We start from the raw sequence: 11,687 nt of genomic DNA, 5'->3' as shown, positions 1-11,687 counted from the left end.
GCCTCATCCGGGAGACAGGCGGCGTCGCGTTCCAGGATCCGAACTTCCGCACGGACCTGGTCAACTTCATCCACAACTGCACGATGTACGACCTGATCGACGGCACGGTCGATCCGGGCACGTTCTCCAGCTCGGACGACGTGTGGGCGCTGATGGCATCGCCCAACCCGGCCCGCTTCACGACCCTGACCAGCGCCGGCGGCTCGATCACCGTCGACACCTGCCCGAACGCCTACACGAACCTCAACGGCCGGCTTCCCGCGCAGCTGACCCGCATCCAGGGCAAGCTCGCCTTCCAGCTGAATCCGACGCTGCCGGCTGCGGCCGCCAATGCCGCCATTGCCGGGCAAATCCAGCAGGCCTACCTGAAGAACAGCATCGCGACCGCGGCCGCGACGGCGGCCGACCTGATCCGCCAGAACGCAGTGCTGGCGGTTCCCGTCGACATGACCAGGACGTGGATTGATGCCATGGAAGAGCGAAAGATGATCTTTCGCTACGAGGAGATTCAGGACGCGGATCACCGCACGGTCATCGACAGAAGCATGCTTGGCGTTTTCGCCTTCCTCGAGAGGCCCGACAAGCCTTGACGCCGAGAGTGCGACTGGACGCAAGATGGCGCCCAGGGATTCGCGTAAAGCCCTGGCTGGAAATCGAGGCGACGCACTGTCGGCGACGCCGGGGTTTGTCTTAGCAGAAGAGTGGGTTGCCATGACGCAGTCGTTGCTGCCCAAGGACGTGCCTGAAGGATGAACCCAAGGAGACTGACCAGACTCCGCACGTGGTCCTCGACATCATCCCATGTCAGTTTGAGGGCTGGACGGGGTTGGATTTTCGTGGTTTCTGAAGGATCTTGAAGCAGTCCAACCCCGGTAGTCTTCGCGTACAGCCAGTGTCTCTGAGTTGAGCGCGGGCGTAGTGCGCAGGGTGTAGCGGGCCGTCCCCCTTCACTCGGGATAAAGCCGCTCGCCCAACGTAGTGCCGGCCTTGCGCAGGGCGGCCAGGAAGGCCTCGCGGAACTCGGCGAAGCTCATGCGCTCGGCGCGCACTGCGATGCTCATGGCACCCACCAGCGAGCCGCTGCGGTCGTGCACCGGCACGGCCATGGAGCGCACGCCCAGTTCCAGTTCGCCGTCGCTGCCGGCGAAGCCCTGCTCGCGGCAGCGGGCGATCAGCTCCAGCACGGGGCGCACCTCGTACACCGTGCGCGGCGTCAGCGGCTGGCGAGGCATGGCGCGCACGCGGCGCTCGGCTTCGCCCGGGGGCAGGCTGGCCAGCAGCACGCGGCCGATGGCCGAGCAGTAGGCCGGCAGGCGCGAGCCGATGCCCAGCCCGATGCTCAGGCTGCGCCGCGCCGTAGAGCGCGCGATGATGATCGCGTCGTCGTCCAGCAGCTTGCCCAGCGAGGCTGACTCGCCCGTGCGCTCCGACAGCGCATCCAACAACGGCTGAGCCAGCGCCGGTGTGGCGCGCGAGGCGAGGTAGGCGTGCGCGATCAGCAGCGCCTTGGGCAGCATCCAGAAGCGCTTGCCGTCGCTGTCGAGGTAGCCAAGAGCCTGCAGCGTGAGCAGCGAGCGCCGCGCCGAGGCCGGCGTGCTGCCGGTCAGGCGCGCCGCCTCCGAGACTGTCAGTCGCGCGTGCTGCCGGCCGAAGCAGCTCAGCACCTGCAGACCCTTGTCGAGCGAAGTCACGAAGTTTTTGTCTGTCATCGCGTCTTGACCCTGCTTCCAGGACCCGATCGTCAAGTACGCAGCATGAAAACTTCACCTTGCCGGAGCAATCGTGCAAGGCGCCACGCTACGTGGCCCCTATCAGGGAGGCGCCGCGCAGGCGAAGTTCGCTTCGGTGTTGATGTCTCCACTACCCTTGTAGCGGGCGATTTGGGGATACGGGCAAAGTGGCCGCGTGCGTGCCGCCACCCCGAAGTACCCTGGCGTGCCCGACCAGGCGGAGATCTGATCCGGCGCCTCGCCGCGCTCGACCCAGGCGACCAAGGGCGTCAGCATGTCGAACCGGTCGGTCCCGGGACCGCCGCTGCAATGATTCATACCCGGCACCAGAAAAAGGCGCGCGAATCCAGCAGCACCTGGCATCGCTGCGCCAAGTCTCTCGTAATAGTCGGCCGTGTCCAGGGCTGAGAACGCGGCGTCGGACATGCCGTGGTACAGGATCATCTTGCCGCCGCGATCGCGGAAGGCAGCAAGGTCAGTAGAAGTTGCACCGTGCCAGTCCATGCTGGATTGGGTGAACTGTCCGCTGGTCGCCCAAATCTTCAACGGATCGATGTCGAAATCGAATTTCATCATCCGCGCGGCAACCTGCGTCATGGGCATCGGTTCGGGCGGTGTGGCGAAATCGACCAGCCAGGAGCGCGCCGAGAAGCCGCTCACGCGCTGGGCGTTGTTGGCACTGCTGTTGAAGCTACCGAGCCACCACGAGCGCCACCCCTGGTTATAGGTCGTGCCACTCAGTCCGCTCATGCCAGCGTCCCAAGCCCATCTGTTGTACAACGGCGTTCCCGCCGAATTCACGGGCCCCGCCATCGCGCGCTTGATCGCAGTGACCTGGACGGGGCTCAGGCAATCCGCAGTCTTGGCGCCAACGCACTGGAGCGCCTGGCCGTTTGCAGGATTGGCTGCCGTGGCGGGGTCAAAGGCTGCCTGGCAGGCCCGGTAATTGTCAACGATGCCATCCGCAAGGCCGTCGAGGGCGTCACATGTGCCCAGGATTGCCTGTGAAAGAAGGTGCAGGTCGGCGTCAGAGAAAGACTTATTGATAAGCGGCACGCCTTGTGCATCCAAACCGACAGCGGCGGGCGCAAGGGACTGTGTGGTCCACGCACCGCTGATCCCGGCCTTCGGCAACTGGTAGCCTGGTGCACCGGCAACGATGCCGTCGTAGTGGGAAGGGAAGCGCTGCGAGAGCATCATGCCCTCGCGGCCGCCCTCCGAACAGCCGATGAAATAGGACTTGTCGGCAGCGCGTCCGTAGAACCTGGCCACCGCGGCCTTGCCTGCCTGCGTGACCTGATCGTACGAGTTGTAGCCCATATCGAGACGGGCCTGCGGATCCAATCCGAAGGCAACGGTGCCGAGCGCGTCGGGATTGTCGTTCACTGCGTTGTCGTGACCTCCATCCGTTGCGATGGTGGCGAAATTGCGAGACAGCGCGCTTGCGATCTGTCCCCCACCAATGCTGCCGGTAGCCGCGGACAGCGAGCCGTTAGTTCCGCTGCCGCCTTCCATGAAGAAACGACCGTTCCATTCGGCGGGCATCCGGAGGCGGAATTTGATTTCGTAGGGATAGCCGTCGATCCCGGTGCGCTTCGCGATGGCGCCGGACACCTCGCAGTGTTCGGGCAGCGCAGCCGCAGATGCGGTGGCGGGCGCGGCGTCACGCCAGGCAGCGACTTCCACGACCGTCGCGGCATTTGGCCACACCATGTCGCCATTTCCGTCCTTCAGAGCCTCGCATGCGGCGCGCGAAGCCAAGGGCACCGGGGGCGGCGGAGGCTCCTGCTGCGGCGGCTGCTGCTGCGGCAGCGGCAGCGGCGTGGATCCGACGCCAGCGCACGCGGCTAGGGCCACCGACGCCAGCAGCATCGTGGTGACTGTTGTCTGCATCTTATGTCTCCTTCGACTGGTTCGCGGCATTGATTTGCAGCCGCGGGCGCGATGGTGTGACCGAAGGCTTGATGTAGCGTCAGGATATTTGCGCATCGCGAAAGAAACTTGGTCGTTCCAGGGTTTCCCCTACGACGCTTTGCATCGAAGTACCGAGATGCCCGCCGCAGCGGCTCCACTGCGCCCGGCCCGGGTGCGCACAATCCGCCGGCAAGCGGGTCGCCAGCGCATCGCGCGCACGACGCAGCGCCGGCAGCATGGTCGAACGGAATCCGCCATCGTCATACGGTCGGCCTGGACCGCGATGCTCATGGCGCCGACGGTATCGCCCGCACGGTCGAACACCGGGATGGCCATCGACCGCACGCCGAGTTCCAGTTCTTCATCGCTCTCCGACCAGCCCTGCTCGCGGCAGCGGGCCACCTCGGCCACGACGTCGTTGCTACGCCAGAGGGTGCGCGGTGTCAGTGCAGCGCGCTGCATCTGGTCGACACGTCTGCGTGCTTCCAGGGGCTCGAACGCGGCGAGCAACACCCCGCCGAGCGCCGAGCAATAGCTCGGAAGCCGCGATCCGATGGCCAGCCCCGTCGAAAGGCTGCGCCGGGCAATTGCGCGAGCGACGATCACCACATCGTCGCCCAGAAGCATGCCCAGGCTGGCCGACTCACGGGTGCGCTCAGAGAGAGCGACCAGCAGCGGCTGCGCAAGCTGCGGCATCGGGCGGGAACTGATAGGCGTGCGCGATCAGCAGCGCCTTGGGCAGCATCCAGAAGCGCTTGCCGTCGCTGTCGAGGTAGCCGAGCGCCTGCAGCGTGAGCAGCGAGCGCCGCGCCGAGGCCGGCGTGCTGCCGGTCAGGCGCGCCGCCTCCGAGACGGTGAGCCGCGCGTGCTGCCGGCCGAAGCAGCCCAGCACCTGCAGGCCCTTGTCGAGCGAGCTCACGAAGTTCTTGTCTGCCATCGCATCTTGATCCTGCGCATGCCGGGGCGTCCATTTTTGCGCATGCCGCACATCCGGCTTGTGGCGAAAGGCATGCGGCCCGGACACTGGATCACCCCCGACGAACGTCAGACACGGAGACACAACAGGATGACAACCGCCCTCGCGCGGCGCCTCGGCGCCGCCTGCCTGACCGCGGCCTGCCTGCTCGGCAGCGCTGCGGCACAGACTCCGCAAGCCCTCAAGATCATCGTGCCCTACCCGGCCGGCGGCACGGCCGACATCCTGCCGCGCGTGGTGGCCGAGAAGCTGCGCGCGCAGTTCCCCGCCGGCGTGCTGATCGACAACCGCACCGGCGCCGGCGGCAACATCGGCGCCGAGGCGGTGTTCCGCGCCGAACCCGACGGCAACACCCTGCTGGCCTCGCCGCCCGGGCCGATCGCCATCAACCACCACCTGTACCGGAAGATGGCCTTCGACCCGTCGAAGTGGGAGCCGGTCACGGTGCTGGCGACGGTGCCCAACGTGCTGGTGGTCAATCCGCGGCTGCCGGTGAAGAACGTGCAGGAGTTCATCGCCTACGCCAAGGCCAACCCGGGCAAGGTGACCTACGGCTCGCAGGGCAACGGCACCACCTCGCACCTGACGGCCAGCCTGTTCATGCAGCTCACGGGCACGGAGATGGTCCACGTCCCCTACAAGGGCACGGCGCCGGCGCTGGTGGACCTGGTGGGCGGGCAGATCGACGTGTTCTTCGACAACATCAGCTCGTCGCTGCCCTTCCACCAGGCCGGCAAGCTGCGCATCCTGGGCGTGGCCGACAAGCAGCGCTCCGCCGCGCTGCCCGAGGTGCCCACCTTCGCCGAGCAGGGGCTGCCGTCGATGAACGCCGTGACCTGGTTCGCGGTGGTGGCGCCGCCGGGCACCCCCGCGGCCAAGGTGGCCGCGCTCCAGAAGAGCTTTGCCGGCGCACTGACCCAGCCCGAGGTGCAGCAGAAGTTCGCCGAGCAGGGCGCCGAGCCGCGCGGCTGGGACCCGGCCCGCACCGGCCAGTTCATCCGCGCCGAGTCCGCCAAGTGGGACCGGGTCATCCGCAGCGCCAACGTCCGCCTCGACTGAGCAACCCCATGCAAGACACGTCCACCCTTCAACCCGTCCGCTGGTCCGGCCCCGGGCTCACGCGCATCCCCTACGGCGTCTACCGCGACGCGCAGCTCGCCGCCGAGGAGCAGGCGCGCATCTTCCAGGGCGAGACCTGGAACTACCTGTGCCTGGAGGCCGAGCTGCCCGAGGCCGGCAGCTACCGCACCACCTTCGTCGGCGAGACGCCGGTGGTGGTGGTGCGCGACGCGGACGGCGAGGTCTATGCCTTCGAGAACCGCTGCGCCCACCGCGGCGCGCTGATCGCGCTGGAGAAGTCGGGCCGCGCCGAGAACTTCCAGTGCGTCTACCACGCCTGGAGCTACAACCGGCAGGGCGACCTGACCGGCGTGGCCTTCGAGAAAGGCGTCAAGGGCCGGGGCGGCATGCCGCCCGGCTTCTGCAAGGAGGCGCACGGCCCGCGCAAGCTGCGCGTGGCGAACTTCTGCGGCCTGCTCTTCGGCAGCTTCGGCGACGAGGTGCCCGGCATCGAGGAGTACCTGGGCGAGGAGATCTGCGAACGCATCGAGCGCGTGCTGCACAAGCCGGTGGAGGTGATCGGGCGCTTCACGCAGGCGCTGCCCAACAACTGGAAGCTGTACGTGGAGAACGTGCGCGACAGCTACCACGCCAGCCTGCTGCACCTGTTCTTCACCACCTTCGAGCTCAACCGCCTGTCGCAGAAGGGCGGCGTGATCGTCGACGAGAGCGGCGGCAACCACGTGAGCTATTCCATGGTCGACGCGCAGGCCGAGAAGGACGCCTCGTACCGCGACCAGGGCCTGCGCTCGGACGATGCGAACTACCGCCTCAAGGACCCGAGCCTGCTGGCCGGCTTCCAGGAATACGGGGACGGCGTGACGCTGCAGATCCTCTCGGTCTTCCCCGGCTTCGTGCTGCAGCAGATCCAGAACTGCCTGGCCGTGCGCCAGGTACTGCCCAAGGGCGTGGAACGCACGGAGCTGAACTGGACCTACCTCGGCTACGTCGACGACACGCCGGAACAGCGGCGCGTGCGTCTCAAGCAGTCCAACCTGATCGGGCCGGCCGGCTTCATCTCGATGGAGGACGGCGCCGTCGGCGGCTTCGTGCAGCGCGGCATCGCCGGCGCGGGCGCGCTGGAGGCGGTGGTGGAGATGGGCGGCGACGGCACCGCCTCGAGCGAGGGCCGCGCCACCGAGGCCTCGGTGCGCGGCTTCTGGAAGGCCTACCGGCAGCACATGGGCGTCTGAGCACGACGGCCCCAAAGAGAGAGTGAAAGAGCCCCACACCATGATCGACCTGCTGGCGCTGTGCGCCTTCAACGCGGCCTACGCCGAGACCATCGACAGCGACGCGCTGGAGCGGTGGCCCGACTTCTTCACCGACGACTGCCACTACCGCATCACCCACGCCGAGAACGAGCGCGAGGGGCTGGCCGCCGGCATCGTCTACGCCGACTCGCGCGCCATGCTGGAGGACCGCATCGCCGCGCTGCGCGAAGCCAACATCTACGAGCGCCATCGCTACCGGCACCTGCTCGGCATCCCGCTGCTCGGCGAACAAGACGAGGAAGGCGCCGAGGTGCGCACGCCCTTCATGGTGGCGCGCATCATGGCCACCGGCCAGACCGAGCTGTTCGCCAGCGGCATCTACCGGGACCGCGTCGTGCGCCAGGACGGCGGGCTGCGGCTGCGCTCGCGGGTGGCCGTGTGCGACAGCACGGTGACGGACACGCTGCTGGCCCTGCCGCTGTGAACGCCACCCCTGCGGCCGTCGCGCCGCCCCGGCTGGCGCTGGCCGTGGGCGACCCCAACGGCATCGGGCCGGAGATCGCGCTCAAGGCCCTGGCGGCGCTGCCGGCCGCGGCGCGCGGGCGCATCACGCTGTACGGCCCCGCGGCCGTGCTGGAGCGCACGGCATCGCAGCTCGGGCTGGAGGCGCTGCTGCGCGAGCAGCCCGTGGTGGACGCCGGCGCGCTGCCGGCGCAGGCGGCGCGGCCCGGCCGCATCGACCCGGCGGCAGGCGCCTCGGCCGTGGCCTCGGCCGGCGCCGCCATCGAGGCCTGCCGCCGCGGCGAGGCCGACGCCGTGGTCGCCTGCCCGCACCACGAAACGGCGATCCACCAGGCCGGCATCGCCTTCAGCGGCTACCCCTCGCTGGTCGCGCGCGTGTGCGGCCAGCCGGAGGACAGCGTGTTCCTGATGCTGGCCGGCGGCGGCCTGCGCATCGTGCACGCCACGCTGCACGAGAGCGTGGCGCACGCGCTGGGCCGGCTGCAGCCCGCGCTGATCGCCGCGGCGGCGCGCGCCGGCGCGCGGGCCTGCGCGCGGCTGGGCGTCGCCGATCCGCGCATCGGCGTCTTCGGCATCAACCCGCACGCCTCGGAGGGCGGGCTGTTCGGCCCCGAGGACGCGCAGCACGTCGAGCCGGCCGTGCAGGCGCTGCGTGCCGAAGGCCTGCGCGTGGACGGCCCGCTGGGCGCCGACCTGCTGCTGGCGCAGCGGCGGCACGACCTGTACGTCGCGATGCTGCACGACCAGGGCCACATCCCGGTCAAGCTGCTGGCGCCGAATGCGGCCAGCGCGCTGTCCATCGGCGCGCAGGTGCTGCTGTCCAGCGTCGGCCACGGCAGCGCGATGGACATCGCCGGCCGCGGCATCGCGGACCCCGGTGCCGTGCTGCGCACCATCGCGCTGCTGTCGGGCGCCGGCGTGGAGGAAGGGACGGCATGAACCATCGCATCACCATCGAAGGCAGCGACGCCGCCTTCGACTGCGGCCCGGCGCAGAGCGTGCTCGACGCCGCGCTGCGCGCCGGCATCGAGCTGCCCTACTCCTGCCGCAAAGGCGTGTGCGGCAACTGCGCCGGCGCGGTGGCCGAGGGCGAGGTGGCCGGCCTCGGCGGCCCGATCCGCAACGAGAGCTGCGCGCCCGATCAGGTTCTCTTCTGCATGTGCGCGCCGCGCGGCGACCTGCGCATCCGCCCCGCCGCCTGGCACCGCGTCGACCCGTCCGCCCGCAAGCGCTTCACGGCGAAGGTGTTCCGCAACCAGCTCGCCGCGCCCGACGTCTCGGTGCTGCAGCTGCGCCTGCCGGCCGGGCAGCGGGCCCGCTTCCAGGCCGGCCAGTACCTGCAGCTCGCGCTGCCCGACGGCAGCACCCGCTGCTACTCGATGGCGAACCCGCCGCACGAGAACGACACGCTGACCCTGCACGTGCGCCACGTGCCCGGCGGCGCCTTCAGCGCGCGCGTGCCCGGCCTGGCGCCGGGCGACGCGATCGAGGTCGAGCTGCCGTTCGGCGCCGTCACGCTGGAGGCGGACGCGCGCCGGCCGATCGTCTTCGTGGTGGGCGGCACCGGCTTCGCGCCGGCCAGGTCGATCCTGGACGACATGGCGCGCTGGCGCGTGGAGCGCCCGATCACGCTGATCTGGGGCGCACGCCGCGCCGAGGGCATCTACCTGCGCCCGGCCATTGCCAAGTGGCAGCGCCAGTGGCCGCAGGGCTTCCGCTTCGTCGAGGCGCTCAGCGGGGAGGCGCGCGAGGGCGCCTTCGCCGGCCGGGTCGACGCGGCGCTGCGCGCGCACTGCCCCGACCTGTCGGGCCACGAGCTGTATTGCTGCGGCTCGCCGGGCATGGTGCAGTCGGTGCGCGAGGCGGCGGTGCAGGCGCTGGGCCTGCCGGCCGCGCGCTTCCACGCCGACGTGTTCGTCAACGGGCCGGCGGCGGGCGCCGTGCCGGCCTGAAGACGGCCGGCCCCATAGAGAGATGCCGCAGGAGCGTTTCATGGTGTCTTCAGTCTCATTCGGCCACGAGGACAAATGGCATACAGCGAATTCCTTCAAGAAGGCTTGAGCTCTTTTTGCAATATGTGAATCGACTCCTGGCCTACTAGTCCATTCGACTCGGGGCATCAATGATTGAGCTAAGACACCTGCGGTACTTCATTGCGGTCGCGGAGGAACTGAATTTCCGCCGTGCTGCCGAACGTGTGCACGTCGACCAGACGCCTCTGTCGCGCACCGTGCGCGATCTGGAGGAGCAACTGGGTGTCACGCTCCTCGTCCGCGCGCCACGCAGGCTGAAACTGACCCCTGCCGGATCCAAGCTGCTCGAGCATGCCCGCATGCTCTTCACGCGTCTGGAGCGCATCAAGCGGGTCGTCCGCGAAACCGATGCGCGCTACCGCGCACCGCTTCGCGTCGGCGTGGCGGACGGCATGGCTCAGCTCAGGCTCTCCGAATGCTTCGCCGGCTGGCGCGCACTGGCGCCCGACATCCCGCTGGAGATTGCGGAGATGCCTGCGGCCGAACTGTCGGGCGCGTTGCGGCGCGAGGAAGTCGACATCGGCTTTTCTTTCGGCCTTCCGGACGATGACGCCATTGCCCAGGAGATGGCCTGGGACTATCCGCTGGTGGCCCTGCTGCCGCCGGACCACGAACTGGCCACCCGCGAGGTTGTGCAGACCTCCGAACTGCTGTCGTTTCCCATGATCGCCTGCCGCCTCGACCGTCTGCCGGGCCTGCGCCGGCAGATGGACGCCGTGCGCCAGAACTACGCTGCGCGGCCCGTCATCGCCGCCGAAGCACGGACGCTGGTGGGCTACGTCATCCGCGTCGCCGCGGGGTTGGGTGTCGGCGTGGCGGATGCCGGACACATGGCGACCCTGCGCCGCACCGATGTCGTCGTGGTACCGCTGGCCGAGGACATACGCATCAAGACCTACGTGCTGCACAAGCACCGGCGCGACGGCCTGCCGCAGATGCTCCAGCGATTCCTCGCGTACGCCCGAACCTTGCATCAGCCGTAACAGCACATCGCCGTGGGGCGATGTCGGCTCGCGCCAGAAGCCTTGGACGCGTCGCGCGTCGGCTGGCATGCTAACCGCCGCCTGACTTGGCTGCGCCCTGCGAGCAGTCTCCACCACACCTCTGGAATCAACGAAGCACCCGCTAGCGTACGCCGCGCCACGCCCTGATGGGTGTGCCTCGCGGGCGCTTGATTTCAGACTTGCACCTGCGTGTCGTGGTGGCACGCGCATTGGAAATCACGTGCCTCGGGAGGTGGCCTCATGCCGACATCAGCGACCGGCATCCTGTTCGGACAGATCATCGTCGTGCTATGCGTGCCGCTGGGCGGCACGTGGGCTGCCACGCAGTGGACGGCGCGGGCCTTGGGCTACCAGGCCGGACTCGGGCCGGCCTGGTTCCATGTGCTCGGCATGCCGGCCTACGAGCCGTGGAAGCTGTTCGAGTGGTGGTATTTCTATGGCGCCTATTCGCCCCGCGTCTTCGAACGCGGAGGGATCATGGCCGCTTCGAGCGGGCTGGCCGCCACCGCCGCGGCCATCGCCATGGCGGTGTGGCGGGCCCGGCTTGCCGGGCGGGTCACCACCTACGGCTCTGCCTGCTGGGCCGAAGCCGAAGAGGTGGAAAAGGCCGGCCTGGCCGGCGATGCCGGGGTCTTCCTGGGCTGCATCGAAGGCGTGGGCCGAAAGCTGCGCCGCCGGCTGCGCACGTACCTGCGTCATGACGGCCCCGAGCACGTGCTGGCCTTCGCGCCCACGCGTTCGGGCAAGGGCGTGGGGCTGGTGGTGCCCACGCTGCTCACCTGGCCCGGCTCGGCCGTGATCCACGACATCAAGGGCGAAAACTGGAATCTCACGGCCGGCTGGCGCAGTCGGTTCAGCCACTGCCTGCTGTTCAACCCGACCGATCCGCGCTCGGCCGCTTACAACCCGCTGCTGGAAGTGCGCCGGGGCGTGCACGAGGTGCGCATAGGAATTTCAAACGGTCTGGTCTGTGAAAAGCCTGGAAAGCCCGACTCAGCCCTGGGTGGGCAGCCGATGCCTGCCTGGATGGCTTGGAACTGGCGCCTGAGCCGTTGCCTTGTCTGGATTCGGCCCGCCCTGACGGCTCGCCTCGCGCTCGTTGGGCCTTGATCTCGGGGTTGACCCTGTGTTTTCCGCCATCCAGTCCGCACGCGGGCGCAGCGCCACCGGCCACT

At 68.8% G+C, this 11,687-nt stretch carries 11 protein-coding genes and 1 pseudogene; 8 read left to right on the top strand and 4 right to left on the bottom strand.

Features of this window, described 5'->3' with window-relative positions:
* The coding region (locus AB7U92_RS11900) for a conjugal transfer protein TraG N-terminal domain-containing protein (RefSeq protein ID WP_428576704.1) at positions 1-590 on the top strand (590 nt) is incomplete at its 5' end.
* 357 nt (positions 591-947) lie between these two features.
* Here the strand turns inward: AB7U92_RS11900 and AB7U92_RS11895 are convergent.
* From AB7U92_RS11895 to AB7U92_RS11880, 4 genes are all read right to left on the bottom strand, one after another.
* The gene (locus tag AB7U92_RS11895; RefSeq protein ID WP_054022744.1) at positions 948-1,709 is read right to left on the bottom strand and encodes an IclR family transcriptional regulator domain-containing protein; all 762 of its coding nucleotides are present in this window, start codon (positions 1,707-1,709) and stop codon (positions 948-950) included.
* Between the two features lie 102 nt (positions 1,710-1,811).
* A complete protein-coding gene (locus tag AB7U92_RS11890; protein WP_428576700.1) occupies positions 1,812-3,623 on the bottom strand; it encodes a mono(2-hydroxyethyl) terephthalate hydrolase in 1,812 nt (603 codons plus the stop codon).
* A 129-nt stretch (positions 3,624-3,752) separates the two neighbouring features.
* Positions 3,753-4,340 carry an IclR family transcriptional regulator domain-containing protein gene (locus AB7U92_RS11885; protein WP_231638278.1) on the bottom strand — a complete coding sequence of 196 codons (588 nt, stop codon included), beginning with the start codon at positions 4,338-4,340 and terminating at the stop codon, positions 3,753-3,755.
* Positions 4,300-4,581, bottom strand: coding sequence for a helix-turn-helix domain-containing protein (locus AB7U92_RS11880; RefSeq protein ID WP_231638279.1), 282 nt, complete (start codon positions 4,579-4,581; stop codon positions 4,300-4,302). Before AB7U92_RS11880 ends, AB7U92_RS11885 begins: the two co-directional genes overlap by 41 nt.
* 129 nt (positions 4,582-4,710) lie before the next feature.
* Here AB7U92_RS11880 and AB7U92_RS11875 point away from each other — a divergent pair, with 129 nt between their 5' ends.
* From AB7U92_RS11875 to AB7U92_RS11845, 7 genes and pseudogenes are all read left to right on the top strand, one after another.
* On the top strand, positions 4,711-5,679 hold the full coding sequence (locus tag AB7U92_RS11875; RefSeq protein ID WP_428576696.1) for a Bug family tripartite tricarboxylate transporter substrate binding protein: 969 nt from the start codon (positions 4,711-4,713) through the stop codon (positions 5,677-5,679).
* An 8-nt stretch (positions 5,680-5,687) separates the two neighbouring features.
* A complete protein-coding gene (locus tag AB7U92_RS11870; RefSeq protein ID WP_428576694.1) occupies positions 5,688-6,932 on the top strand; it encodes an aromatic ring-hydroxylating dioxygenase subunit alpha in 1,245 nt (414 codons plus the stop codon).
* A gap of 40 nt (positions 6,933-6,972) precedes the next feature.
* Positions 6,973-7,437 (top strand): aromatic-ring-hydroxylating dioxygenase subunit beta, encoded by a 465-nt coding sequence (locus AB7U92_RS11865; RefSeq protein ID WP_428576691.1) that lies wholly within the window; start codon positions 6,973-6,975, stop codon positions 7,435-7,437.
* Positions 7,434-8,414, top strand: a complete 981-nt coding sequence (locus AB7U92_RS11860; RefSeq protein WP_428576688.1) for a PdxA family dehydrogenase — start codon at positions 7,434-7,436, stop codon at positions 8,412-8,414. Before AB7U92_RS11865 ends, AB7U92_RS11860 begins: the two co-directional genes overlap by 4 nt.
* The gene (locus tag AB7U92_RS11855) at positions 8,411-9,427 is read left to right on the top strand and encodes a 2Fe-2S iron-sulfur cluster-binding protein (RefSeq protein ID WP_054022750.1); all 1,017 of its coding nucleotides are present in this window, start codon (positions 8,411-8,413) and stop codon (positions 9,425-9,427) included. The genes AB7U92_RS11860 and AB7U92_RS11855 overlap by 4 nt, the downstream gene beginning before the upstream one ends.
* Before the next feature lie 170 nt (positions 9,428-9,597).
* Positions 9,598-10,491, top strand: a complete 894-nt coding sequence (locus AB7U92_RS11850) for a LysR family transcriptional regulator (RefSeq protein WP_054022751.1) — start codon at positions 9,598-9,600, stop codon at positions 10,489-10,491.
* A 261-nt stretch (positions 10,492-10,752) separates the two neighbouring features.
* Positions 10,753-11,457, top strand: a pseudogene (locus AB7U92_RS11845) (type IV secretory system conjugative DNA transfer family protein); the annotation flags it as partial.
* Positions 11,458-11,687: the final 230 nt, after the last annotated feature.

It is taken from the genome of Piscinibacter sp., assembly GCF_050175855.1.
GTDB lineage: Bacteria > Pseudomonadota > Gammaproteobacteria > Burkholderiales > Burkholderiaceae_C > Piscinibacter.
The sequence above is the reverse complement of the archived record's forward strand: the minus strand, read 5'-3'. Positions and strand labels throughout refer to the sequence as shown.

Bases quoted from the DNA above. Each gene is read 5' to 3' on its own strand.
- AB7U92_RS11895 (WP_054022744.1), bottom strand. From the start codon at position 1,709: ATGACAGACAAAAACTTCGTGACTTCGCTCGACAAGGGTCTGCAGGTG.
- AB7U92_RS11890 (WP_428576700.1), bottom strand. From the start codon at position 3,623: ATGCAGACAACAGTCACCACGATGCTGCTGGCGTCGGTGGCCCTAGCC.
- AB7U92_RS11885 (WP_231638278.1), bottom strand. From the start codon at position 4,340: ATGCCGCAGCTTGCGCAGCCGCTGCTGGTCGCTCTCTCTGAGCGCACC.
- AB7U92_RS11880 (WP_231638279.1), bottom strand. From the start codon at position 4,581: ATGGCAGACAAGAACTTCGTGAGCTCGCTCGACAAGGGCCTGCAGGTG.
- AB7U92_RS11875 (WP_428576696.1), top strand. From the start codon at position 4,711: ATGACAACCGCCCTCGCGCGGCGCCTCGGCGCCGCCTGCCTGACCGCG.
- AB7U92_RS11870 (WP_428576694.1), top strand. From the start codon at position 5,688: ATGCAAGACACGTCCACCCTTCAACCCGTCCGCTGGTCCGGCCCCGGG.
- AB7U92_RS11865 (WP_428576691.1), top strand. From the start codon at position 6,973: ATGATCGACCTGCTGGCGCTGTGCGCCTTCAACGCGGCCTACGCCGAG.
- AB7U92_RS11855 (WP_054022750.1), top strand. From the start codon at position 8,411: ATGAACCATCGCATCACCATCGAAGGCAGCGACGCCGCCTTCGACTGC.
- AB7U92_RS11850 (WP_054022751.1), top strand. From the start codon at position 9,598: ATGATTGAGCTAAGACACCTGCGGTACTTCATTGCGGTCGCGGAGGAA.